The organism is Duganella sp. Leaf61, from assembly GCF_001421905.1.
GTDB lineage: Bacteria > Pseudomonadota > Gammaproteobacteria > Burkholderiales > Burkholderiaceae_D > Rugamonas > Rugamonas zoogloeoides.
The window spans coordinates 89,988-115,527 of sequence record NZ_LMLM01000033.1 but is presented as its reverse complement, the minus strand read 5'-3'; the positions used below and the strand labels follow the sequence as shown (position 1 = coordinate 115,527).

General features: G+C 64.1%; 20 protein-coding genes. 9 read left to right on the top strand and 11 right to left on the bottom strand.

The features are described from left to right. Positions 1-16 precede the first annotated feature (16 nt). The 4 genes from lysS to udk all read right to left on the bottom strand — a co-directional run bounded on the left by lysS (position 17) and on the right by udk (position 4,120). Positions 17-1,546 carry a lysine--tRNA ligase gene (gene lysS / locus ASF04_RS25670; protein WP_056148265.1) on the bottom strand — a complete coding sequence of 510 codons (1,530 nt, stop codon included), beginning with the start codon at positions 1,544-1,546 and terminating at the stop codon, positions 17-19. A 29-nt stretch (positions 1,547-1,575) separates the two neighbouring features. Next, on the bottom strand, positions 1,576-2,271 hold the full coding sequence (locus tag ASF04_RS25665) for an HAD family phosphatase (protein WP_056148644.1): 696 nt from the start codon (positions 2,269-2,271) through the stop codon (positions 1,576-1,578). 14 nt (positions 2,272-2,285) lie between these two features. Continuing rightward, a protein-coding gene (prfB, locus tag ASF04_RS25660) for a peptide chain release factor 2 (RefSeq protein WP_152882120.1) occupies positions 2,286-3,390 on the bottom strand; the annotation gives its coding sequence in 2 pieces (ribosomal slippage) (positions 2,286-3,308 and positions 3,310-3,390; 1,104 coding nt in all). 88 nt (positions 3,391-3,478) lie between these two features. Further along, on the bottom strand, positions 3,479-4,120 hold the full coding sequence (gene udk, locus ASF04_RS25655) for a uridine kinase (protein WP_056148263.1): 642 nt from the start codon (positions 4,118-4,120) through the stop codon (positions 3,479-3,481). Between the two features lie 170 nt (positions 4,121-4,290). Between udk and ASF04_RS25650 the strand changes: the two genes are divergently transcribed. The 7 genes from ASF04_RS25650 (at position 4,291) to ASF04_RS25620 (ending at position 12,268) form a co-directional block, all read left to right on the top strand. Next, positions 4,291-6,321 (top strand): bifunctional 2',3'-cyclic-nucleotide 2'-phosphodiesterase/3'-nucleotidase, encoded by a 2,031-nt coding sequence (locus tag ASF04_RS25650; RefSeq protein ID WP_056148260.1) that lies wholly within the window; start codon positions 4,291-4,293, stop codon positions 6,319-6,321. Positions 6,322-6,439: 118 nt separating this feature from the next. Beyond that, positions 6,440-7,168 carry a Crp/Fnr family transcriptional regulator gene (locus ASF04_RS25645; protein WP_056148257.1) on the top strand — a complete coding sequence of 243 codons (729 nt, stop codon included), beginning with the start codon at positions 6,440-6,442 and terminating at the stop codon, positions 7,166-7,168. Then, positions 7,165-8,883, top strand: a complete 1,719-nt coding sequence (locus ASF04_RS25640; protein ID WP_056148254.1) for an ATP-binding protein — start codon at positions 7,165-7,167, stop codon at positions 8,881-8,883. The genes ASF04_RS25645 and ASF04_RS25640 overlap by 4 nt, the downstream gene beginning before the upstream one ends. Continuing rightward, complete coding sequence (locus ASF04_RS25635) at positions 8,880-9,707, top strand: response regulator (RefSeq protein ID WP_056148252.1); 828 nt, start codon at positions 8,880-8,882, stop codon at positions 9,705-9,707. The genes ASF04_RS25640 and ASF04_RS25635 overlap by 4 nt, the downstream gene beginning before the upstream one ends. Before the next feature lie 65 nt (positions 9,708-9,772). Then, complete coding sequence (locus tag ASF04_RS25630; RefSeq protein WP_056148251.1) at positions 9,773-10,612, top strand: aldo/keto reductase; 840 nt, start codon at positions 9,773-9,775, stop codon at positions 10,610-10,612. A 26-nt stretch (positions 10,613-10,638) separates the two neighbouring features. Further along, a complete protein-coding gene (locus ASF04_RS25625) occupies positions 10,639-11,721 on the top strand; it encodes a DUF4272 domain-containing protein (RefSeq protein WP_056148250.1) in 1,083 nt (360 codons plus the stop codon). A 109-nt stretch (positions 11,722-11,830) separates the two neighbouring features. Continuing rightward, complete coding sequence (locus ASF04_RS25620; RefSeq protein WP_056148249.1) at positions 11,831-12,268, top strand: RcnB family protein; 438 nt, start codon at positions 11,831-11,833, stop codon at positions 12,266-12,268. A 58-nt stretch (positions 12,269-12,326) separates the two neighbouring features. Here ASF04_RS25620 and ASF04_RS25615 read toward each other — a convergent pair whose 3' ends face one another. Continuing rightward, positions 12,327-13,088, bottom strand: a complete 762-nt coding sequence (locus tag ASF04_RS25615) for a lipase secretion chaperone (RefSeq protein WP_156368774.1) — start codon at positions 13,086-13,088, stop codon at positions 12,327-12,329. After that, the gene (locus ASF04_RS25610) at positions 13,088-14,017 is read right to left on the bottom strand and encodes a glycoside hydrolase family 43 protein (RefSeq protein ID WP_056148247.1); all 930 of its coding nucleotides are present in this window, start codon (positions 14,015-14,017) and stop codon (positions 13,088-13,090) included. The genes ASF04_RS25615 and ASF04_RS25610 overlap by 1 nt, the downstream gene beginning before the upstream one ends. 260 nt (positions 14,018-14,277) lie before the next feature. Here ASF04_RS25610 and ASF04_RS25605 point away from each other — a divergent pair, with 260 nt between their 5' ends. Further along, positions 14,278-16,158 (top strand): carbohydrate-binding module family 20 domain-containing protein, encoded by a 1,881-nt coding sequence (locus ASF04_RS25605; RefSeq protein WP_229205204.1) that lies wholly within the window; start codon positions 14,278-14,280, stop codon positions 16,156-16,158. A 25-nt stretch (positions 16,159-16,183) separates the two neighbouring features. On the opposite strand, the gene ASF04_RS25600 is transcribed toward ASF04_RS25605, so the two are convergent. Genes ASF04_RS25600 through ASF04_RS25580 form a run of 5 tightly spaced genes read right to left on the bottom strand, consistent with a single transcriptional unit; the run spans position 16,184 to position 20,436 of the window. Continuing rightward, a complete protein-coding gene (locus ASF04_RS25600; protein WP_056148244.1) occupies positions 16,184-16,513 on the bottom strand; it encodes a DUF2288 domain-containing protein in 330 nt (109 codons plus the stop codon). A gap of 1 nt (position 16,514) precedes the next feature. Then, the gene (locus ASF04_RS25595) at positions 16,515-17,204 is read right to left on the bottom strand and encodes an RES family NAD+ phosphorylase (RefSeq protein WP_056148241.1); all 690 of its coding nucleotides are present in this window, start codon (positions 17,202-17,204) and stop codon (positions 16,515-16,517) included. Next, the gene (locus ASF04_RS25590) at positions 17,204-17,638 is read right to left on the bottom strand and encodes an antitoxin Xre/MbcA/ParS toxin-binding domain-containing protein (protein ID WP_056148239.1); all 435 of its coding nucleotides are present in this window, start codon (positions 17,636-17,638) and stop codon (positions 17,204-17,206) included. The genes ASF04_RS25595 and ASF04_RS25590 overlap by 1 nt, the downstream gene beginning before the upstream one ends. 52 nt (positions 17,639-17,690) lie before the next feature. Beyond that, entirely contained in the window at positions 17,691-19,385 is a 1,695-nt protein-coding gene (gene recJ, locus ASF04_RS25585; RefSeq protein ID WP_056148238.1) for a single-stranded-DNA-specific exonuclease RecJ, read from the bottom strand. Position 19,386: 1 nt separating this feature from the next. Then, complete coding sequence (locus ASF04_RS25580; RefSeq protein ID WP_056148234.1) at positions 19,387-20,436, bottom strand: hypothetical protein; 1,050 nt, start codon at positions 20,434-20,436, stop codon at positions 19,387-19,389. 308 nt (positions 20,437-20,744) lie between these two features. Between ASF04_RS25580 and ASF04_RS25575 the strand changes: the two genes are divergently transcribed. Further along, on the top strand, positions 20,745-25,538 hold the full coding sequence (locus ASF04_RS25575) for an SdrD B-like domain-containing protein (RefSeq protein WP_056148227.1): 4,794 nt from the start codon (positions 20,745-20,747) through the stop codon (positions 25,536-25,538). Positions 25,539-25,540 lie beyond the last annotated feature (2 nt).

Genomic DNA, 25,540 nt, shown 5'->3' with positions numbered 1-25,540 from the left:
CGGTTACTCTCCGCGCTTACTCTTCGCGGCGCAGGTGCGGGAACAGCAGCACGTCGCGGATGTTCGGCGAGTCGGTGATGATCATCATCAGGCGGTCGATGCCGATGCCGCAACCGCCGGCTGGCGGCATGCCGTATTCCAGTGCGCGGATGTAGTCGGCGTCGTAGTACATCGCCTCTTCGTCGCCGGCGTCCTTGGCCGCTACCTGCGCCAGGAAGCGTGCCGACTGGTCTTCGGCATCGTTGAGCTCCGAGAAGCCGTTGGCGATCTCGCGGCCGACCATGAACAGCTCGAAACGCTCGGTAATGCCTTCGCGGGTGTCCGACGCGCGGGCCAGCGGCGACACTTCCACCGGGTAGTCGATGATGTACGTCGGCTCCCATAGCTGCGCTTCGGCGGTTTCTTCGAACAGCGCCAGTTGCAGCGCACCCAGGCCGGCGGTGGCGAACGGTTTCACGCCAAACTTCAGCAGTTCGGTCTTGATGAATTCAGCGTCGTTCAGCTGCTCGGCGGTGTAGCCCGGTGCGTACTTGTTGATCGCTTCGACGATGGTCAGGCGGTGGAACGGCTTGGCCAGGTCCAGCTCGCGGCCGCCGTAGGTGAGCGTGGCGGTGCCGTGGGCATCGATGGCGGCCTGGCGGATGATCGCTTCGGTGAAGTCCATCAGCCACTGGTAGTCGGTGTAGGCCGCGTAGAATTCCATCATCGTGAATTCAGGGTTGTGACGGATCGACACGCCTTCGTTGCGGAAGTTGCGGTTGATCTCGAACACGCGGTCGAAGCCGCCCACCACCAGACGTTTCAGGTACAGCTCGGGCGCGATACGCAGGAACATCTGCATGTCGAGCGCGTTGTGGTGCGTGGTGAAAGGCTTGGCGGATGCGCCACCTGGAATGGTGTGCAGCATCGGCGTTTCCACTTCCATGAATTCGTTCTTTTCCATGAAACGGCGCATCGACGAGATGGCGGCGGTACGCGCCTTGAAGGTGCGGCGCGTCTCTTCGTTCATGATCAGGTCCACGTAGCGCTGGCGGTACTTGGTTTCCTGGTCGGCCAGGCCGTGGAATTTGTCCGGCAGCGGACGCAGCGACTTGGTGATCAGGCGCAGTTCGGTGACCTTGATGGTCAGCTCGTCGGTCTTGGTCTTGAACAGGGTGCCGGTCACGCCCAGGATGTCGCCAAGGTCGTAGTGGTGCAGCGCGGCCATGGCGGCTTCGCCGGTCAGGTCGAGCGTGGCGTAGATCTGGATGCGGCCGTCGGCATTCTTGCCGGACGAATCCTGCAGGGTGGCGAAAGCGGCTTTTTTACCGGCTTCGCGCTTGAGCATCATGCGGCCGGCCAGCACCACGGTGACCGGAGCGGCTTCGAGTTCCTCGCGCGTCTTCGCACCGAATTCGGCGTGCAGGTCGGCAGCCTTGTGTTGCGGTTTGAAGTCGTTGGGGAAGGCGACGCCTTGCTGGCGCAGGGCTGCCAGCTTGGCGCGGCGCTCGGCGATGATCTTGTTTTCGTCGGGCGCTGCTGCTTGGTCTTGAAGATCCGTAGTCATGGTCTGTTTCTTTGGTGGGGTGAAGATTATTAATTGGTGGCGTCGGCCAGCGTATAGGGCTCGGTCGCAAACAGCGCGTCCACATCGAGCTCGCTGAAGTCGCGGGCAATCGCGATCACGTTGTCGAACTGGACGAACGCTTCGGCCGGCAGGGTGGTGGTGAGCACCACCGCGCGCATGCCGGCGCGGCGCGCCGCTTCCACGCCCAGCGGCGCGTCCTCGAACACGATGCTGTTGGCGGGCAGGCTGCCGGCACGCTCGGCGGCCAGCAGGAACACGTCCGGGTTCGGTTTGCCGCGCTTGACGTCGGCGGCGCCGGCGATGGCGTCGAACTGCTTGCGCAGATCCAGGCCGTCAAGCGTGAAGTCGATATTGGCCGGCGGCGCGGCCGTGGCCACGGCCAGCTTCACGCCAGCGGCTTTGGCGCGGGCGATGAACTGCTCGAAGCCGCCCGTGACGGCCAGGTGCGGCGCATACAGTTCGCGGTACAGCGACTCTTTTTCCACGTCGAGCGCAGCGGTTTCTTCGTTGGTGAGGTGGCTGCCCAGGTAGGTGCGCATGATTTCATGGCCCTGGCGGCCGGCCGTGTCGCGGAAAAACGCGTCCGGGTCGAGCGTGTGACCACGCTTGCCGAAGAACGCCAGCCACGATTCGGTGTGGTAGGCCATGTTGTCCACGATGGTGCCGTCCATGTCGAAGATGAACGCGCGCTGCGATGTCGTCATCGGGTCTGCCATAGTTAAACGCCTTGTTTCAAAGAGGCCGAGATGAAGTCGTCGATTTCACCGTCCAGTACTGCCTTGGTGTTACCGGTTTCGAAGTTGGTGCGCAAATCCTTGATGCGCGACTGGTCCAGCACATACGAACGGATTTGATGGCCCCAGCCCACGTCGGTCTTGGAGTCTTCCAGTTTCTGCTGCTCGCTCATGCGCTTGCGCAGTTCCATTTCGTACAGCTTGGCCTTGAGCATTTCCATCGCCTCGGCCTTGTTGCGGTGCTGCGAACGGTCGTTCTGGCACTGCACCACGATGCCGGAAGGCGCGTGGGTAAGACGAACCGCCGAATCGGTTTTATTAATGTGCTGGCCACCGGCGCCGGACGCACGATAGGTATCGATGCGCAGGTCGGCCGGGTTGATCTCGATATCGATCGAGTCATCGACTTCCGGGTACACGAACAGCGACGTAAACGACGTGTGGCGGCCGTTGGCCGAGTCGAACGGCGACTTGCGCACCAGGCGGTGCACGCCGGTCTCGGTGCGCAGGAAGCCGTAGGCGTATTCGCCTTCGACCTTGATGGTGGCGGTCTTGATGCCGGCCACCTCGCCGTCGGACTGCTCCATGACTTCGACCTTGAAGCCCTTGCGGTCGCAATAGCGCACGTACTGGCGCAGCAGCATCGAGGCCCAGTCCTGGGCTTCGGTACCGCCGGCGCCGGCCTGGATGTCGATGAAGCAGTTGTTCGGGTCCATCGGATTGTTGAACATCCGGCGGAATTCCATGCCCTCGATGACCACGCGCACGGCTTCGGCATCGACGATCAGTGCTTCCAGCGTGTCGTCGTCGCCTTCTTCCCTGGCCATGGCGAACAGGTCGGCCATGTCCTTGAGGTCGGTGTCGGCCTTGGTCAGCGCGAACACGATGGCCTCCAGCGATTTTTTTTCCTTGCCGAGATCCTGCGCCTTTTTAGGGTCGTTCCAGATCGTCGGGTCTTCCATTTCTTCGTTTACTTGCTCGAGCTTCTCTGACTTTTTATCGAAGTCAAAGATACCTCCGAAGTTCGGCTTCACGCGACGTCAGGTCGGTGAGCAGGGCGGAGAGGGAGTTGATGCGTTCGGCTTCCATGTTTTCTTCTTCTCTAAGGGCGAAATCAAACCCTAGATTATACGCTATGAAAGCCCAACCATCTTCTCCCTCACGCCAATCGGCCGGATCACCCGCGCTTCAACTGCTTGATCACGCTTGCCACCTTGGCAGTGATCACGTCGATCGCCGGGCCGTTGGCGCCGTGCGGGAAAATCACGTCGGCGTTGCGCTTGGTCGGTTCGATGAACTGCTTGTGCATCGGGCGCACGGTGTCCATGTACTGGCCCACCACGCTGTCCACCGAGCGGCCCCGCTCCGTGATGTCGCGCTGCATGCGGCGGATGAAGCGCACGTCGGACGCGGTATCGACGTAGATTTTCAGCGACATCATGTCGCGCAGGTCGGCGTCGTACAGGGCGAACAGGCCCTCGATCACGATCACTGGCGCCGGCTTGACGGGGATGGTGCGCGTGGAGCGGTTGTGCAGGGTGAAGTCGTACTCGGGCATCTCGATCGACTCGCCGCGACGCAGGGCCTGGACGTGCTGCACCAGCAGCGGCCACTCGAAAGCGTTGGGATGGTCGTAATTCTGGTCGGGGCGCAGTTCGGGCGCAAGGTGCGACTGGTCGCAGTAGTAATCGTCCTGCATCACCACCGAGACCATGTCGGAACCGAAGGCGGAAAGCACTTGCTGGGACACCGTGGACTTGCCACTGCCGCTACCGCCTGCGACACCAATAATAAACGGTTGGAATGGGATATTGTTCATACCCCGCATGATACCGGAACCGCGCCTTTACCGACAGGGACCAATGGCGGCAGATTCATGCAAAAATCCGCAAGATGGCTTAAAGATTAAGTTTGCGTCCCGTTGCATATGTCTTGATTCGCGCTGGATCGCTGCGTATTATGCTGCGATCTTCCCTGATCTGATGACTTATGCCGCTGCTGCCGCCTTTCCCCCGTCTCCGACTGTTATCCACCATCCTGCTGGCCGGGGCAGGCAACCTGGCCGTCGCTGCCAACCCGGCTGCCACGCCGGCCGGCGCCCAAGCGACCATGGCCCTGCTGGAGACTACCGACCTGCATGCCAATGTCCTCGGGTACGACTACTACAAGCTCAAACCCGAGCCGGCGCTCGGGCTGGAACGCACAGCCACGCTGATCCGCCAGGCGCGTGCCCAGTACCCGAACAACCTGCTGCTCGATAACGGCGACGCTTTGCAAGGCACGGCGTTATCGGATTATCAAGCCAAGGTGGCGCCGGTGCAGTGCGGCCAGTTGCCGGCCATCTACAAGGCGATGGACTTGCTGGGCGTCGATGGCGCCGGCATCGGCAACCATGAATTCAACTACGGCCTGCCGTACCTGAACCAGGTCACCGGCAGCGCCTTCGATGTGGACGGCGTGCCAGCCGATGCGCCGCGCTGCGCGGGGCCGAAATTCCCGATCGTGCTGGCCAACGTGGTCAGCACCCGCTCGGGCAAGCCGCTGTTCGCGCCGTACAGCATTCTTACCCGGCAAATTGCCGCTACCGGCCCCGATGGCAAGCCGGTCAACGCCACCATCAAGGTGGGCATCATCGGTTTCGCTCCGCCCGAGATCCTGGCATGGGACAAGCGCTGGCTCGATGGCAAGGTGACTGCCGAAGGCGTGCGGGAGACCGCGCAAAAATTCATTCCGATCATGCGCGCCCAGGGCGCCGACCTGATCGTGGCGCTGTCGCACGGCGGCATCGATGGCGCGCCGTACACGCCGGCCATGGAAAACGCCAATTACTACCTGGCGCAAGTGCCGGGCGTGGACGCCCTGCTGATCGGCCACTCGCACCTGCCGTTCCCGCTGGCCACCAGCACGGTCGCGCAATTTAACCTGCCGGGCGTGGACAAGGCCAGGGGCACCGTGCACGGCGTGCCGACCGTGATGGCCAGCCTGTGGGGCAAGCACCTGGGCGTGATCGCGCTGCACATGACCTACGACGGGCAGCGCTGGAATATCGATAAAACCCGCACCACGGTGGAAGCGCGCAGCACCCGCAACGCCGACGGTACTTACGTGGACGCCGATCCGGCCGTGGCGCAACTGGTAGCGGCCGAACACGAGGCCACCATCCGTTACGTGCAAACCCCGGTGGGCAACAGCGACTTCCGCATGTCGTCGTACTTTGCCGATGTGGGCGATGTCAGCGCGGTGCAGCTGGTGAACCAGGCCCAGACCGATTACGTGCACAACTACGTGCAGGCCAATTTGCCGCAGTACGCGGCGCTGCCGGTGCTGTCGATGGCGTCGCCTTTCAAGACCGGAGCTGCCGGCGTGGGCGACTACACCGATGTCAAGCCAGGTGCGCTGGCGCTCAACAACGCCGCCGACTTGTACCTGTACCCGAACGAGCTGCATGCGGTCAAGGTCGATGGCGCGGGCCTGAAGGCGTGGCTGGAAAAATCGGCCGAGCGCTTCAACCGCATCGATCCGGCCGCCACGGCGCCGCAGGAACTGATCAACACCGGTTCGGCCGGTTATAACTTCGACATGCCCACCACGACCGACATCAGCTACCAGATCGACGTGACGCGGCCGGTCGGCCAGCGCATCGTGGCATTGAACTGGCAGGGCGCGCCGGTCACGCCCGGCCAGCAGTTCCTGGTCGCCACCAATAACTACCGCGCCAGCGGCGGCGGCAATTTCCCCGGGCTGGACGGCAGCCAGACCGTGGTGGCCGCGCCGGACAGCAGCCGCGACGTGCTGATCGCGTTCATCCGGAAGACCAGGAACCTTACCCGCGCTGCCAACGGTGCCACCCGCAGCTGGCGCTTTGCGCCCGTACAGGTGGCCGGCCCCGTGGTATTCCACGCGGCGCCGGGCATGATCGCGCTGGCCGGCGAGGCGGGTTTGACGGGCGTGACCGAGCTGCAATCCGACGACGGCAGCGGCAAGGGCTTTGCACTGTACGCGGTCGATCTGGCGCAATAGAAGGCGATAACCGTGCGCGACGCATGGCGCAGGGCATTGTGTGTTACTGTGCGCAACGGTCCTCGTTCACCGTCCCAGTAGCCCGCCTAGTTGACGACTGGAACCCAGGACCGTCTTCATGCGTCTTAACAATCCCAATCAAAACCACCTGTTGGCGGCGCTGCTCGACGCCGAGTTCGACCGGCTGTCGCCGCACCTCGATCCGATCATGATGCGCCTGGGCGATGTGCTCTACGAGTCCGGCGCCGCCATCAACCACGTGTATTTTCCCACGTCGGCCATCGTCTCGCTGCATTACGTGCTGGAAAACGGCAGCTCGTCCGAGATCGCCGGCGTCGGCAACGAGGGCATGCTGGGCATCTCGCTGTTCATGGGCGGGAACACGACGCCCAGCCGCGCCGTGGTGCAGACCGCCGGCCATGGCTACCGCCTCAAGTCCCACCTGCTGCTCGACGAGTTCAACCGCGCCGGGCCGGTGATGCGCCTGCTGCTGCGCTACACCCAGGCGCTGCTCACGCAAATGTCGCAAACCGCGATCTGCAACCGCCACCACACGGTGGACCAGCAGTTGTGCCGCTGGCTGCTGCTCACCCTCGACCGATTGCCCACCAGTGAACTCACCATGACCCAGGAACTGATCGCCAACATGCTGGGCGTGCGCCGCGAAGGCGTGACGGTGGCAGCCGGCCGGCTGCAGGCCATGGGTTATATCAGCAACCGGCGCGGCCATATCTCGGTGCTCGATCGCCATGGCCTGGAGGGCGATGTGTGCGAGTGCTACGAGGTGGTCAAAAAAGAATTCGCCCGGTTGATGTCGGACGTGCGCCAGCGCCAGGAGGTCAAATGAACGCCGGCCTTTCTGTCGCCAAGCTGCTGCTCGAAGCCGATGCACTGCAAACGGCCATCCATAACAGCGCCAACTTTTGCAGTATCGCCACCGATGTCAACGGCGTGATCCAGATTTTCAATGTCGGCGCAGAGCGCATGCTGGGCTACAGCGCGGCCGAAGTGCTGAACCACGTCACGCCCGCCGGCCTGGCCGATCCGCAGGAAGACGTCGAACGGGCGGCCGCCCTGAGCCTGGAGGCCGGTGTACAAATCCAGCCCGGGTTCGAGGCGCTGGTGTTCAAGGCCTCGCGCGGCATCGAGGACAGCTACGACATGACCTTCATCCGCAAGGATGGCAGCCGGCTGCCGGTGAGCATGTCGGTGAGCGCGCTGCGCGACGCCGGCCAGAACATCATCGGCTACCTGTTGATGGGAACCGATAACACGGCCCGCAAACAGGCCGAACGCGAACAGGCCTTGCTGGACCAGCGCCTGCGCGAGCAGCAACTGGCGCTGCAGGACACCAACGTGGAGCTGGAAGCGGCGCGGGCGCTGGCCGAAAAGGCCAACCTGGCCAAGTCCGAGTTTTTATCGGCCATGAGCCACGAGCTGCGCACGCCGCTCAATGCGGTGCTTGGTTTTGCCCAGTTGCTGGCGTCGGACAAGCCGCCGCCGACCACGTCGCAACAGCGCTCGCTTGACCAGATTCTCAAGGGGGGCTGGTATTTGCTGCAACTGATCAACGAGATCCTCGATCTCGCCATGATCGAGTCGGGCAAGGTGACCATGTCGCAGGAGTCGATGGGGTTGGCGGAGGTGCTCAAGGACTGCCAGACGCTGATCACGCCGCAGGCCGAAAAGCGCGGCATCCGGCTGTTCTTTGCCGCCATGAGCGAGCCGTACTATGTCCACGCCGACCGCACCCGGGTCAAGCAGGTGATGATCAACCTGCTGTCCAACGCCATCAAGTACAACCGCCGGGGCGGCATGGTGATCGTCGAATGCGCCCGGGCCGAAGGCGCCCGCGTGCGCGTGAGCGTGACCGACACTGGCGCGGGGCTCAATGCCGAGCAGGTCGAGCAGCTGTTCCAGCCGTTCAACCGCCTGGGCCAGGAAGAGGGCGCGGAAGAGGGCACCGGCATCGGCCTGGTGGTCACCAGGCAGCTGACCGAGTTGATGGGCGGCGCCATCGGCGTGTTCAGCGAAGTGGGCGTTGGTACCACGTTCTGGATCGAGCTGGCCGCCAGCAGTGAACCGGTGCTGGAAATTCCCGCGTCCGACTTGGCGCCGGCAGCGGCCGTGGGCGCCGGCGCACCGTTGAAAACCCTGCTGTACATCGAAGACAATCCGGCCAATCTGAGCCTGGTGGAGCAGCTGGTACTGCGCCGCAGCGACCTCAAACTGCTGACGGCCATCGACGGCTATGCCGGCATCGAACTGGCGCGCACCTACCAGCCGGACGTGATCCTGATGGACATCAACCTGCCCGGCATCAGCGGCTTCGGCTGCCTGAAGATCCTGCACGATGATGCCGCCACCGCGCATATCCCGGTGCTGGCGCTGTCGGCCAACGCCATGGCGCGCGACGTGGAAAAAGGCGTGGAGGCGGGATTTTTCCAGTATCTGACCAAGCCGATCAACGTCACGCAGTTCATGTGCGCACTCGACGAAGCGCTGGCCTTTGCCGCCGTCCATGGCAGCCCGCAAACATCTACCGAGGAAACCGCATCATGATAGAACCATCCGACATCCACGCCGCCCAGATCCTGATCGTGGACGACCAGGAAGCCAACGTCATGCTGCTCGAGCAGATGCTGGCCAACGCCGGCTATACCAATGTGCACAGCACCATGGACCCGTTCCAGGTCGCCGGCCTGCATCTCGCAAACCATTACGACCTGATCCTGCTCGACCTGCAAATGCCAGGCATGGACGGCTTTGCGGTATTGCAGGCGCTGCACGATATCGAACCGGACGGCTATGTGCCGGTGCTGGTGGTCACGGCCCAGCCGACCCACAAGCTGCGCGCGCTGCAGGCGGGCGCCAAGGACTTTATCGGCAAGCCGTTCGACCTGCTGGAAGTGGAAACGCGGATCCAGAACATGCTGGAAGTGCGCCTGCTGCACCGCAAGCTGCGCCGCTACAACCAGCAGCTCGAATTCACGGTACTCGAGCGCACGGCGCAGCTGCGCGAAAGCGAAGCACGCTTCCAGCGCTTTGCCGAACTGTCCACCGACTGGTACTGGGAACAGGACGCCGACGGTCAGCTGGTGAACTGCCACGGCCCGGTGGCCGACATGGTAGGGCTGTCCGGCGCCGCCACCGGCGGCTGGGACGTGGCCGAGCGCGCGGAACTGGAAGCGAACATCGCCGACCGCAAGCCGTTCCTCGACTTTATCTACAGCCGCACCGCCGACAGCGGCGCGGTCCAGTACCTGCAAGTGAGCGGCGAACCGGTCTTCGACGAAGCGAGCCGCTTCATCGGCTACCGCGGCGTGGGCCGCGACGTCACCGCCATGGCGCTGCTGTTCTCCGCCCGAGAGAGCGCCAGCGCCTGACGTCAGCCGCATTTGCGACGTTTTCGGTACACTAGCCGGTCTTTGATGGTCACCGGAGTACGGCAATGAAAACAGTCACATTTGGGTCCGGCGTCAGCGTGCCGGTGCTGGGGCAGGGAACGTGGAATATGGGCGAGGATGCCTCGCGCAAGGCCGCCGAGGTGCGGGCCTTGCAGCTGGGCCTCGACCTGGGCATGACCCTGATCGATACCGCCGAGATGTACGGCGAGGGCGGCGCCGAGGAAGTGGTCGGCGCGGCGCTGGCCGGGCGGCGCTCGGACGCTTTCCTGGTCAGCAAGGTGTATCCGCACAACGCCAGTTTCGACGGCGTGCGCGCGGCCTGCGAGCGCAGCTTGCGGCGCCTGCGCATCGAGTCCATCGACCTGTACCTGCTGCACTGGCAGGGCCACCATCCGCTGGCAGAAACCTTCGACGGATTCGAGGCGCTCAGGCAGGCCGGCAAGATCAGGGACTATGGCGTCAGCAATCTCGATTTGCCCAGCATGGAGGAGGCCATCGGTTATGGCGCCCCCGCCACCGACCAGGTGCTGTACAACCTGCTCAAGCGCGGCATCGAGTTCGACTTGCTGCCGTGGTGCCGCGCGCGCGGCATGCCGGTGATGGCGTATTCGCCGCTCGAGAGCAGCGGGCGCGAACAGGCCGCCTTGCTGGGCCACCCGGCCCTGCGCACGGTGGCCGATGCGCATGACGCCACGCCCGCGCAGATCGCACTGGCCTGGGTGCTGCACCAGGACGGCGTGATCGCTATCCCCAAGGCGGTCGATCCTGTACACTTGCGCGCCAACCGCGCCGCCGCCGACATCCGGCTCACCAGCGACGACCTGGCCGCCCTGGACCGCGCGTTTCCGCCGCCGCGCCGGGCGCGTGCGCTGGACATGAGATAACCATGCGATAACTGCCAATCACCACTATGTTCAAACGACTCAAGCAACTGCTCAACCCCACGCCGCCGGCCCCGCAAGGCGACGAAATCCTGGTCAACGCCTACGCCACCGTGGCTCACCTGCCGCCGCGCGACTTCCCGCACGTGACGGGCGGCCTGCGCGGCCTGGCCGATCCCGAACTGGCCAAGCACCTCAACGGCTTCATGCACCATGTCGCGGATGCCGGCCAGGGCAAGATGACGCGCACCCGCTACCACGTGATCCGCCACATCCAGCGCGTGCAGCAGCATGCCAGCCTGGCGCTGGCGCCGGCGGACATGCCGGCCATGCTGGCGTGGGCCCGGGACGCCAACGCCATCCTGTTCATGGCCGACGGCAGCGTGCTCGATCCGCAGGGCCGCGCGCTGCTCAAACCCGCTGCCGCCGATGGCGATTCGCAAGCGGCGCTGCCATACCCGCCAGCGGCGTGGGACCGCAAGGCCCGCACCGATGCGGTCCTGGCCCAGCGCCAGGTGACGGTGCCGGCCGACCTGCCGCCCGTGGTCTCGGAGCCCGAGTTGCGCCTGCGCACGCCGGAAGACGTATTGCGCCGCATGCTGGCGCTGTTCGTCGTGGCGATCCGCGCCGAGTCGTTGACGGGCGAGCGCCCGATTGCAGTGGCCGACCTGCAGCAGCGCTTTCCGCCGGCGTTTGCCGGTCTCACCGAACTGGAACGCGATTTCCTGGCCAAGGATGCGCCCACCGCGCAGGAAATCACCCAGTTCCTGTGGCGCTACGAGGCGATCCTGGTGCTGCAATGGGCGCTCGGTTTGCAGGATGCGCTGCCGTTCCCCGACGCGATCTGCGATGTGGCGGCCATTTCCAGCACCGTCATCGAACGCGGCACCGAAGGCTTGCGCAAGCAGCCGGTCGTACGCGGCGCCACCGAGGTGCTCGACGCGCTGGATTTGCACTACCGCCTGCACTGGGCTTCGCGCCAGGCGCTGCTCAAGAAAACTGCGGTGCCTGCGGGCCTGAACGACAGCGTCCTGCAGGAGCGCCACCACGCGCTGAACTGGCTGGTGCGCTTCGAGGACCGCGAATGGGACGAGGTCGATACGCCGACCTGAGCCGCCTAAGTAAAACCCTTATGTACGCTACCGAACGGAATCAAATGTTTACCGAGAGTATATTTCACTGATCCCAGAGCAATCCTTGGGCTTAACTGAAGGAGCGAATATGAACAAGAAAATTATCCTCGGCGCAGTATTGGCAGCATTCGTGGGCACGATGGGCAGCGCCATGGCGCAAGGTCGCGGCAACGACGACCATCGCGGCAAACCCGACAAGCACGATAAACACGACAACAGGGGCAACAACAAGTACAAGGACAAGCACGACGACCGTCGCGACTTCGATGGCGATCGCCGCAACGACCGCTACGATTATCGCCATGACAATCGCGGTGCCAACCGGGGCGCCGGTCCGCGCCACGACCTGTACAAGGGCCATCGCCTGCCGCCGCAGTACCGCAGCAAGCAGTACGTGGTCGATAACTGGCGCACCCATCGCCTGAGCGCGCCACCGCGCGGCTACCACTGGGTGCAGACCGGCGCTGACTACGTGCTGGTGGGGATCGCCACCGGCGTGATCGCGACGCTGATCCTGTCGAATTGATCTTCACGGTAGCACCAATGACGGGCCGCAGCGATGCGGCCTTTTTTTTGTTCGCAGTTCAGCGTGGCGCACGGCCGATTGCCGCGTCGATCACTTCGCGCATGTGCTGCGCGTGCAGCCGCTCCTCTTCGGTCGCCGCACGGGCCGACGCACGGGCCCACTTAGGGGCTGGCTCGCGGGCTTCGGCCAGCGCCTGTTCCAGGTAGGCGTCTTCCGTGCCGAACCACTGATCCGCGACCTCCGCGCCCAGCAAGCGCTCGCGCAGCTGCCGGCGCTGCGCCTGCCAGCGCGCCAGCCTGTGCAGGTCGGGATCGTCGCCAAAATTTTGTGCTGCCAACAGCGTGGCGTGAGTGGCCAGATAGCGGTCGTACCGTGCGGCCAGCGCTTGCGCCTCGGCTGCAGCGCGGGCGGGCAGCCTGCGCTGCAGGTGGTCGTCCAGTTGTTGCAGGCGCTGCGGATTGCGCCGGTCGTTTAAATACCGCTCCATCACCACCCGCAGCGCGTGGTCGGCAACCAGTCGCTGGTCGTCGGTCAGCGCCAGGTCAGGCGGAACCGCAGGCAGCAGGGCAAGCCCCGCGTGCGCAGTGGCCGTGTTCGCAGACTGGTCTGCCGGCGGCGAATCGCCAGCCGCGCCGGTCGGCGCTGGCATCGGGCCGCCTGGCGTGCCGGCGGCGCCGGTTGCCATCGCGTGATCGGCAGGCCGTACAGCCGTTGTCGGCAATGGCAATCCCGGCGCGACCATGCCCGGCGCCATTGCCGCCGCCAGCACCGTCGCGGCGAGCGCCAGCGTCGCTGCTGCCGCCACAGGCGCTGCCTGCATCAGTAGGTAGGCCAGCCGTTGGTGAAGAACAGATCGCTCATGAACAGCACTGGCGTGTAGTTGTTCTGGCTGTCGAGCGCATGGCGCGCCAGCACGCCATTGCTGATCGACTCGGCGCCCGGCGCGATGAAGCGGCCGCCGCCTGCATCGAGCACGGTGCCGCCGCCGTTGCGCAGGTCCACGCCGTTCTTGTCGAGGTAGGGGCCGGTCACGCTGGTCGAGCGGCCATAGGCGATACGGTAGGTGCTGTTGGCGCCGTCGCAGCATTTGCCCTTGGAGACGAACAGGTAGTAATACGAGCCGTTGGCCACGATGAACGGGTTTTCGATGCCGATCGAGTCGGTCGCCAGCCGGGTCCTGGCGCCGAACGGTTTCAAGGTATTGGCATCGACGCGCGTGATGTAGATCCCGGTCTGGAACGAGCCGTAACTGAGCCAAGGTTGACCGGCTTTATCGACAAAGAAGTTGGGATCGATGGCATTGAAATTGTCGCCAGGAGCGGAGGTGATGACGGCGCCCTGGTCCACCCAGTTCCCCTGGGCGATGCTCGATGCCGTCGCCAGCCCGATGGCCGACTTCTGGCTGCCGAACGTCGAGACTGCGTAATAGAGTATGGCCTTGCCGTTCCACTCGTGCAGGTCGGGCGCCCACGCCTGTTTCTTGTTGCCGTTGTACTGGCCCCACCACGACAGGCCGTTGCCGAAGATCGGCACGCCCTGGGTCCAGGCGCGGCCGTTGGCCGAGTACTTGACGCCGACGCCGGTATCGCTGGTCTCCACGATCCACCAGGTATTGGCAGCCTTGTACAGGTGCGGGTCGTGGGTGACGATATCACCGGTCAAGGTCCAGGTGGCGGCAGCCGCGCCGGCCGAGGCGATGGCCAGGCAGCCGGCGGCCGCCCATTGTTTTAGGTGCTTCAGGGTTGTCATGATGTCTCCGTTTTTTTATCGATGCCGGCGTTGCGGCAGTACCCCATGCTGTGCCCGGTTCGCCTGCGCGTCTAATCAAATTTTTGAGCGCAGCGATATCGTGATGCGTATCGCTGCTACAAATATATATGTAGTCAGGTTACTGAAAAATGTAGTTCAAGAGGAAAATATTTTCTGCATTGTGTACAAATTGAATGTAGTTCTGCTACATTTTGTGCGGGAGACATGATTCCCAAAAACATAACGACAAGGACACGATGATGACCCATACGAGACTACGCAACATCCCACGCATCCTGTGCGCTGCCGGCCTGCTCGGCGCTGCCATGGCGCCCGCGCACGCCGCCCTCAATCCCGCCGACACATCGGTACAGATGTTCCGCTGGAAGTGGAACGACATCGCCAAAGAATGCACGAATTTCCTCGGGCCGCAGGGTTTCGGCGCCGTGCAGGTGTCGCCGCCGACCGCTGCCGCCAGCCTGGGCACGTGGTGGGACGTGTACCAGCCGGTCAATTTCAATTCCCTCAAGAGCAACATGGGCACCGAGGCCGAGTTCAAGTCCATGGTCAACACCTGTCATGCGGCCAAGGTACGCATTTACGTGGACGTGGTGGTCAACCACGTGGCGGCCGGCGCCGGTACCGCCACCGACGGCTCGACCTGGAATTCCAGTTCGCTGACGTACCCGTTCTTCAGTGCCAGCGATTTCCACCCGGCGTGCGACATCGCCGGCGGCGATTACGGCTATCCCGGCAACCGCAACAACGTGATGGTGTGCCGCCTGAGCGGCCTGCCCGACCTGAAAACCGAAGGCAGCTACGTGCAGGGCCAGGTAAAAACCTATCTGAACAAGCTGGTGGCGCTGGGCGTGGACGGCTTGCGCTTCGACGCGGCCAAGCACATGCAGCCGGCCGACATCCAGGCCATCATGAGCGGCGTCACGTCAACCACCACGTCGGGCGAGCCGCTGTGGGTGACGCAGGAGGTGATCCCGGACAGCAACGTGGTGCGTTCGACGTATTTTGCGGCCGGCACCCTCAACGAATTCCAGTACTCGTACGCATTGAAAGCCATGTTCCGCAACGAGAACGGCGCCAGCCTGTCGCAGGTGCGCACCATCATGGGCACGCCCGGCAACTGGGGTGGCAGCTGGGGCTTCATCCCGAGCGAGAAGGCGACCGTGTTCGTGAACAACTGGGATACCGAGCGCAATGGCAGCTCGCTGGTCGCCAGCAACTACGTTGCGGGCAGCATCAACGACACGCAAGGCACCAAGCGCTACGACCTGGCCAACATCTTCATGCTGGCGTGGCCGTATGGCGCGGCGCAACTGCATTCGGGCTTCCGCTTTACCAGCTACGACCAGGCGCCGCCGTCGGCCAGTCCGTTCGATGCGAACGGCAATCCCGTCATCAACCAGCAGTGGGATTTCATTCACCGCTGGAGCGATATCGCGAACATGGTGGCGTTCCGCGCGGTCACGCGCGGGCAGGGCGTCGATAACTTCACCACTGGAACCGCCAACCAGGTCGCGTTTGCGCGCGGCGCCAAGGGCTACGTGGCGATCAACAACGACAGCGCGCCGTGGAACGTCTCGCTGCAAACCCAGCTGCCAGCCGGCACCTATTGCAACGTGGTGCAGGGCCAGTTGAACGGCACGGCTTCTGCGTGCACGGGCGGCAGCGTCACGGTGGCATCCAATGGCGTCATCAGCGTGAGCATTCCGGGTAACGGCGGTTCGACCGTGCCGGCAGTGGCCCTGCACGTCAACCAGAAAATCGCCGGCAGCGGCGGTGGCGGCGGTGGTGGCACCTGCACCACGGTCCCGGTGACGTTCCGCGTGGCAAACGCCAACACCGCGTTCGGGCAGAACCTGAACGTGGTGGGCAACCAGGCCGCACTGGGCAACTGGACGCCGGGCGCCGGCACCCAGATGACGATCGAAGGCAGCGGCGCCAATGTGCCGTGGTCGAGCACGGTGCAACTGCCGCCGGCCACGGCGATCCAGTACAAGTTCGTCAAGGTTGGCGCGTCGGCCGTGTGGGAGAGTAACCAGGGGACTGCCAGCGGCAACCGCGAGGCAACCACGCCGGGCTGCGGCGGTTCGCTCACGCTCGACGGCGGCAGCTTCAGGAATTAGAACCTGTCCCGGCAGGGCCAGGTTCTTAATGCAGGTTCGCCGGTACGGCTTTTTGCTGCTGTACCAGGATGAACGGGCTGACCACGGACGCCCACAGCTGGGCGTTCGATTCCAGCCAGCCTTGCGCCTGCTGGTCGCTGACCTTGGCCAGCAGGCCGGCTTCCATCCACCTGGAGATATTGTCCTTGTCGTCGTGCGAGATGCGCACGGCCACGTCGACCAGGTCGAGCGAGTCGGCCACCCACACCACGTTGCCCTGGGCGAAGTGCTTGAGCAGTTCGGTCCATGGCAGGCGCGCGGTTTCGCGGTTGATCTTGTCGCGCAGTTCGGTATCTTTTTCTGGTTTGGTTTGCATATCAAATAACTTCTACTGTAGGTTGCGGATTGCCGCGCCATGTTAACCGATAGACCGCGCCTTTGCGCACATTGCCCACCAGCGCAGGGCGGAAGCATGCGAGATTGGTGCCGCCCGGGCGCCGCACGCTCGGGTACAGCACACCGAGCGAGCCGCCGTCGAGCAGCCGTTCGGCCAGCGTTTGCGAGTCGACATAGCTGTCCGGCGCCAGGCAGGCGGCGTAGCGTGGCTGGCCGCGCAGGTCGTGGAATGCCGCAGTGAAGTCGGCCAGCATGCACTGGTATTGCACGCTGTCGTCGAAGCGGTTGATTTCGGCGTACTCCACGGTCTTGTGGAAAATGACTTCGGCCAGCGCGGTGTCGGCGTCGAACGCGCAATACCAGGCGCCGCGGCGGCTGTCGTTGAAGCGGCTGCCCTGCGGATGGGCGTAGGTGTAGGCAGCGTTGATGATGCGGAAGTTCGGCACGCCGAATACCAGTTCGTCGACGCTGATACCGGACGCGCCGCCATTTTGCGTGCGCAGGCGGGCATTGGTGGCGTTATCGAGATCGAACAGGTCGCGCAGGTGCGCGTCGTCCTCGGCCAATGGCGCCAGCACCGAATCCTCGACGTCGGCAAAGCGCGACGGCAGCAGCCGGCAGGTGTCGAACTGGCGCAGCGCGGTCAGTGGCGGAACCAGGCTGACCGCCACTACAGTCCCCCGCGCCGGGCGTCGAGCAGCTGGCGCACGGTTTGCATGGCCAGCAGGCCACCGCCCAGCATGTAGGCAAGCGGCGTGCGGCCTTCGAAAATCTGGTTGGTGTTGGGCAGGTTGACCCATTCGTCGGCGAGCTTGTCGCCGTACAGGATGTGCAGCGCCTTGTAGATGCCGAGCAGGTACGAGATGCGCGTGATGCAATCGACTTCCAGCACGCGTTCCGGCTTCTTTTTCCAGTCGTACCAGGCGCTGTTGGACAGGCCGCCGAGCAGTTGGCGCGCATCTTCGTCGCGCACCTTCCAGGTGGCTGCCAGCTTGAAAAAGCCCTTGAGGGCGGACGTGGACAACCGCTCGCGCTCGGCCCTGGCGTTCAGATCGACCAGTACAGTCGGCTCGAAGCGGCTGCGGGGGTAGGCATAATTGAGCATAAATCCTCCGGTAATGGATTGGTTATACTCCGTTTTCGGATGAAATGCAATCTTACGCCGCTTCGGCGTGCTCCACCAGCAACTGCACCTTGGTCACGCCGTTAAACTCGTTGGCATCGAGCCGGAATGCTACCCTGGCGCGGTCGCCGAGAGAATCGATGTGGCCGAACCAGATCGCATCGTAGCGGGCGCCGTTCTTTTCCAGCAGCAGTTTCAAATGGCGCTCCTTGAGGATGCGCTGGCTGACCACGCGGAATTCGTCGCAGAACACCGGCGGCGCGAAGCCCTGGCCCCATACCTGGCCCGCCATCAGGTCGATGAACGAGGTGGTGTAGTAGGCGTCCTCGAGCGGGCCGTCGGTTTCGATCACGCGTTCCAGTTGCTGCTCGGTGAGCCAGGCGCGGCCCACTTCCTCGAATGCGATCGAGAACGCTTCGAAGGCGTCGGCGCGCAGGGTCAGGCCAGCGGCCATGGCGTGGCCACCGAACTTGTCGATCAGGCTCGGCGCCTTTTTATACACGAGGTCGAGCGCGTCGCGCAGGTGGAAGCCGGGGATCGACCGGCCGGAGCCCTTGATCCAGCCGTCGCCGGCCGGCGCGAAGGTAATCGTCGGACGGAAGAATTTTTCTTTCAAACGCGAAGCGACGATGCCGATCACGCCCTGGTGCCAGCTGTCGTCAAACACGCAGATGGTGCTGCTGTTGGCCGGCTCGAAGGTGTCCAGGTGCAGCAGCGCCGTGTCCTGCATGTCCGCCTCGATTTCGCGGCGTTTCAAGTTGATGTCGTTCAGTTGCTGGGCCAGCACCCAGGCGCGGTCTTCGTCGTCGGTGACCAGGCACTCGATCCCGAGCGACATGTCTTCCAGGCGGCCGGCCGCGTTCAGGCGCGGGCCCAGCGCAAAACCGAGGTCGAATGGCGACGCGGTGCGCGGATTGCGCCCGGCGACGCGGAACAGCGCGGCGACGCCCGCGTGCATCTGGCCCGCGCGCATGCGTTTGAGGCCTTGGGCGACCAGGATGCGGTTGTTGGGGTCGAGCCGCACCACGTCGGCCACCGTGCCCAGCGCCACCAGGTCGAGCAGTTCCTGCAGCTTCGGCTGGGTCCTGGTGTCGAACACGCCGCGCTGGCGCAATTCGGCGCGCAGGGCCAGCAGCACGTAGAACACCACGCCCACGCCGGCAATGTGCTTGCTGGGGAAACCGCACTCGGGCTGGTTCGGGTTGACGATCACGCGCGCGGCGGGCAGGGTGTCGGCCGGCAGGTGGTGGTCGGTTACCACCACTTCGATGCCACGGCGGTTCGCTTCGGCCACGCCGTCGATGCTGGCGATGCCGTTATCGACCGTGATGATGATGTCGGGCTGCTTTTCACGTGCAGTCAATGCCACGATCTCGGGCGTGAGACCATAGCCGTACTCGAAGCGGTTGGGCACGATGTAGTCGATGTCGGCGCCCATCTGGCGCAGGCCGCGCAGGGCCACGGCGCAGGCGGTGGCGCCGTCGCAGTCGTAGTCGGCCACGATCACCATGCGCTTGTTGGCGGCAATCGAATCGGCCAGGAATACGGCGGCAGCGCCGATATTCATTAGGCCCGACGGCGGGATCATGGCCGCCAGCTCGCTCGACAGGTCCCTGGCGTCGGTCAGGCCGCGCGCCGCGTACAGGCGCGCCAGCACCGGGTGGATACCTTCCTGGCGCAGCACTTCTGATTCACGGAACGGAATGGGGCGAATGGCGATACGGGTCATGTCAGGCTTGCTTCAATAAGTTCAGGTTCGGCTGGCGCCAGAATTTGTGCTGTGCCATTTTCGTGCTGGTCACTTCCAGCCAGCTTTCGCGGTGACTGAGCATCAGGTGTGCGCGGCCCACGCGGCCATCCTTCAGCGCCGCCAGCAGCGGCGCACACCAGTGCTGGTCGATATGCTGCAAGGCGGCGATCCATTCGGCCCACTCGCTGGCCTGGCCCGGCGCGACCAGGTCGGCCACCACGGCCACGCTGTGGCCCGGGCGGGTGAGCAGTTGTTCCACGCTGGCCTGGCGCAGTTCGGGCGCAGCCAGTGCCTGCAGCCACGACGGCCCGCCGCTGACCGCCAGCATGGGCGCCGATGCAGGCGCAGCGTTCGAAGACCCACCCCAGCACCAGTAAGAGTTCACCGCCGGCAGTCCGCGCGCCTCGCGCGCAGCGTTGACCGGGTGCTGATGCCACAACATCTGGATTTCGTTTTGCAGACGCCGGTAGTCGCGCGCGCGGTCGCCCTCGGGCAGCCAGTCGCCGAGGTTCTGGTTCACCACCGAGTCGGGCGAGGCGGTGGCCAGTTGGTCCCAGTCGTCGGCGCGCACGAACCACAGGCCCGGCGCGGCAAACAGCAGCGGCTTGCCGAGTTCCTCGAAATACGGGCGGGCGGCATCATACAGGGCGCGGGCGTCGGCTTCGTCGAGTTGCAGTGCGCGCGGGTCGGCCAGCGACGGATGGGTGCTCGACACTTGTATATGCGCCGGTTGCAGGATCAGCCAGTGGCCTGCGGCCGCTTGCGCCGACAGGTCGCAGCCGCGCATGCAGGCGCCGGCCAGCGGCGCGCCGGTCTGGAACGTGATGGGCGCCGGCGCCAGGTCGAGGGTGCGGGCCAGCCACGCTTCATGCGGCAACACGCGGCTGTGCTGGGTAAAACTGTGCAGTTGTTGCAGGCTGTGGCGGCCGAGCAGGGCCGCCAGGGCCGGGGCTTGCAGGGCGCGCAGCAGGTGCGGCGCCATTTCCGCCGGAGGCAAGGCGAAGGGCAGGGCGAGGGTGATATCGGTCATCCCGAGATTGTAGGCGATTGCGGCGCACGACGAAGGATTGTTTAAAAAAGTCGCCGCACACCATGCAAAATTAAATAGTTGCCGCAAAGAAAACTGTATTATTTCGCGCACAAAACAATTACAAATAAAAAATTATAGTTATCTAAATCAAATCTTCGCTATAATCTCGACAACAAACATGAATGCAAGTCATCACCCAACCCCGTGATGGCCCCGTAACACCCCATACCGCCGCTGCACCACCCGAAATCACGTTTCGCTGCGCCGGCTCACTGTCGATAAAAAAACGAACTGAAGAAAGCGAACGCATGAGCTCGATCAATCTTGCTACCACTATTCACATTTGCGAAGATACCGAAGGTAGCTTCGAGATCCGTGATATCCTGGCCAGCGCCGGTTACACCCCCAGCACCGGCAATACGCTCAAGATCAATGCCGTGTCGGTGGTGCTGCCCGATGGTACGGTCACCAGCAAGGACAGTCCGTTGTTCGGCAAGATTGATGCGGACACCTTGTATGTTCGTCCGGGTCAGTGGGCTGCCAACTACAACGGCGAGTTCGTCACCTACGAGTTCGTGCTCGACCAGGGCACCAAGGGCAATACGATCACGCTGAACCTGCGCGTGATCGTCGATCCGGTCAACGACGCCCCGACCGGCGCCGACAAAACCTTCGACCTCGACAATGGCAGCCCGGTGACGCTCACCCAGGCCGATTTCGGCTTTGTCGATGCCGTCGAGCACGACGCCTTCCAGTCGGTGATCATCACCGCCTTGCCGCCGGCCGGCACCCTCAAGCTGAACGGCGTGGCCGTTACCCTCAACACCGAGATTTCCGCCGCCGACATCCAGGCTGGCAAGTTGAGCTTCGAGCCGAGCCAGAGCACGGCTGGTACCTTCGAAGTCGGCTTCAAGGTGCGCGATGCGGGCGGCCTGGTTGGCTGCGGCGCGGCCGATACCAGCGCCACCCCGAACTACCTCACCTTCAAGATTCCGCCAGCGCACCTGGGCGACCTGGTCTGGGAAGATGCCAACGGCAATGGCGTGCAAGATGCCGGCGAAGCGGGCGTCGCGGGCGTGGAAGTGCAACTGAAAGCAGCCAACGGCGATGTCGTGGCCACCACCACCACCGATGCCAGCGGCAACTACCATTTCGACGTGGCAGCCGGCACCTATTCGGTGACCGTCAAGGCCCCGGCCGGCTACGCCGTGGCCGCGCAGGCGCAAGGCGCCGATGGCGCGCTCGACAGCGACATCGATGCCAGCGGCAACACCGGGCTGATCAACCTGGCCGCCAACACCACCAATAACAATGTCGATGCCGGCCTGTACCGTCCAGCCACGCTGGGCGACACCGTCTGGTACGACACCAACCGCAACGGCGTGCAGGACGGCGGCGAAGGCGGCGTGGCGGGCGTACGCGTCACCCTGCTCGACGCCGCCGGCCAGCCGGCCGGCACGGCAGTCACCGACGCCGACGGTCACTACCAGTTCAGCAACCTGAAACCGGGCGCCTACAGCGTCCAGTTCGACAAGGCCACGCTGCCGGCCAACTACCTGTTCACGGCCCAGGGCCAGGGCGCCGACCGCGCGCTCGACTCCGACGCCAACGTCGATACCGGCATCACCGCGCAAGTGGTGCTGGCCTCGGGCGACAGCGTGCAGCACCTGGACGCCGGCCTGGTCATCCAGCAAAGCACCGTGGGCGACCGCGTGTGGGAAGACCGCAACGGCAACGGCGTGCAGGACGCCGGCGAAGCGGGCCTCGACGGCGTGGTCGTCAACCTGAAGGACGCCAACGGCAACGTGGTCGCCAGCGTGACCACCCATGACGGCGGCCAGTACGGCTTCACCGTCGATCCGGGCACCTATTCGGTGGCGGTAGCGCCGCCGGCCGGCTATGTATTCACCGCTGCTGGCCAGGGCGCCAATGGCGCACTCGACAGCGATGTGGGCGCCAACGGCCAGACCACCGTGGTGCTGGCCCCGGGCCAGAACAACCTCGACATCGACGCCGGCCTGTACCGTCCGGCGTCGATCAGCGAATTCGTCTGGTTCGACAAGAACCGTGACGGCCTGGTCAGTGAAGGCGAAACCGGCGCCGCTGGTGTACGCGTCACTTTGCTCGACGCTAACGGCAACGCCGTGCCGGGCGCCGTGGCCACCACCGACGCCAGTGGCCACTACCAGTTCACCGGTTTGCAGCCGGGCACGTATAGCGTGCAGTTCGATAAATCGACCTTGCCAGCCGGCTACGCACTGACCACCGCCAGCACCGGCGCGCCTGGTAGTGGCGGTTCCGACGCCAACCTTGATACCGGCGCGACCGGCAAGGTCACGCTGGCCTCCGGCGACGACGTGACCGTGCGCGCCGGCCTGGTGGCGCAGAAAGCCACCATCGGCGACCGCGTGTGGGAAGACAGCAATGCCAACGGCGTGCAGGATGCGGGCGAAGCCGGCATCGTTGGCGCCACCGTGCAACTGAAGGACAGCACCGGCAAGGTCGTGCAGACCACCACTACCGGCATCGACGGCAACTACAGCTTCTCGGCCGATGCCGGCACCTACACGGTTGCCGTCACCGCGCCCAAGGGCTATGTATTCACCACCGCCAACGCGGGCGGCAATGCCGCGCTCGACAGCAATGTCGGCAGCACCGGCCAGAGCGGCCAGATCACCGTGGCCAACGGCGAAACCAATAACACCATCGATGCCGGCTTGTACAAAACCGCCAGCGTGGGCGACCGCGTGTGGTTTGACAAGAACGCCAACGGCTTGCAGGACAGCGGCGAAGCCGGCATTTGCAACGTCAAGGTGACTTTGCTCGATGCTAACGGCAAGCAGGTCGGTGCGGCGGTGTGGACCGACGCTAACGGCAACTACCAGTTCACCAACCTCAAGCCTGGCACCTACAGCGTGCAGTTCGACAAGTCCACGCTGCCAGAAGGCATGAGCTTTACCACCGCCCATGCCGGCAGCAACGACAAGGTCGATTCCGACGCCAGCGCCAGCGGCCTGTCGCACAGCTTCACGCTGGTTTCCGGCGAAGTCAACAACAGCGTCGATGCCGGCGTGGTGGCAGCTGCCACCATCGGCGACCGCGTGTGGCTCGACAAGAACGGCAACGGCATCCAGGACAGCGGCGAAAGCGGCAAGTCGGGCGTGACCATGGAACTGCGCGACAGCACCGGCAAGCTCGTCAAGACCACCACCACCGACAGCAACGGCAACTACAAGTTCGTGGTGGAGGCGGGCACCTACAGCGTGGCCATGAAACTGCCGAACGGTTACGCCGTCACCAAGCAAAACGTTGGCAGCAGCGATGCGGCGGACAGCGACGCCAACGCCAGCGGCAACCTCGGCTCGGTCACCGTGAGTGCCGGCCAGAACGTCACCAACATGGATGCCGGCATTTATCAGACCGGCGCCATCGGCGACCGCGTGTGGCTCGACGCCAATGGCGACGGCATCCAGCAAAGCAACGAGAGCGGTGTACGCGGCGTGAAAGTCACGCTGTTCGACGAGGCGGGCAAGGCAATCGCCACTGACGTTACCGACGCTTACGGCCAGTACCTGTTCAGCGACCTGGGCCCGGGCAAATATTCGGTCAAGTTCGATGCACCGGAAGGCTATCTGTTCACCAAGCAGAACCAGGGCTACTACGACAGCATCGATTCGGATGCGGACGCCAACGGCGTGATCTCGCAGTTCACGTTGGCCTCGGGCGCCGTGGACCTGACCCGCGACGCCGGCCTGATCAAGGCATCGAGCATCGGTGACCGCGTGTGGGAAGACAGCAACTACAACGGCGTGCAGGATGCCGGCGAAAAAGGTGTCGATGGCGTGACCGTCAAGCTGTACGACGCCAACAACGTGCTCAAGGCCACCACCGTCACCCACGACGGCGGCCAGTACCTGTTCAGCGGTCTCACCGCCGGCAACTACAAGGTGGAAGTGACCAACAGCAGCGGCTGGTTCTTCACCAAGTCCGGCATGGGCAACGACAGTACCGATTCCGACATCACCAGTGTCAACGGCAACGTGGGCCGTACCGGCACCATCGCGCTGGGCACGGGCCAGAACATCACCACCGAAGACGCCGGCATTTACCGCAAGGCCAGCATCGGCGACAAGGTCTGGCGCGACAGCAACCACAACGGCGTGCAGGATGCCGGCGAAGAAGGTATCGGCGGCGTGACGGTATCGCTGTTCGATGCGGTAACGAAGAAGCAGCTGGGCGCTTCGGTCAAGACCGATGCCAACGGCAACTACAAGTTTGCCGACCTGACCCCGGGCAGCTACTACGTTCAGTTCGACAAGACCGACGTCAAGTTCAAGGGCTACAACATGAGCGACTGGAAGTGGGGCGTCAAGAACACCGGCACCAACGACGCCATCGACTCGGACGTGGCCGGCGACGGCAAGATGTTCAACAACGTTACCAAGACCGATACCATCACCCTCACGTCCGGCAAGAACGACATGAGCTGGGACGCGGCGATCACGCCGATCGCGATCGACCTGAACGGCGACGGCATCCACACCATCGCCCGCGAAGACATGACCGGCAGCTTCGACCTGCTGGGCACCGGCAAGGCGATCCAGACCGGCTGGTTGTCCAAGGGCGACGGCTTCCTGGCCATCGACAGCAACCACAACGGCCAGATCGACGATATCAGCGAACTGTTCGGCGGCATGGGCAAGGGCGACGGCTTCGCCAAGCTGGCCAGCTACGACAGCAACGGCGACGGCGTGGTCGATGCACTCGATGCGGACTTCGCCAGCCTGTTGATCTGGCAGGACGCCAACAGCGACGGCAAGACCGACGCCGGCGAACTGGTGTCGCTCACGCAAGCCGGCGTGGTGAGCCTGAAGCTGGCCTACACCGACCTGGCGTTCCTCGATGCGAATAACAATCTGCACATGGAAAGCAGCACCGTTACGCTGGCCAACGGCCACAGCGCCGCCATGACCGACGTGTATTTCAACGTGGCCGCCAGCGATGCTGCCGACGCCGGCATCACGGCGCCGACCATCGACCAGCTGATTGCCGATGCCGCCCAGGTGCAGCTGGTGGGGCAGTGTCCAGTGTTTGTAGTCTGACC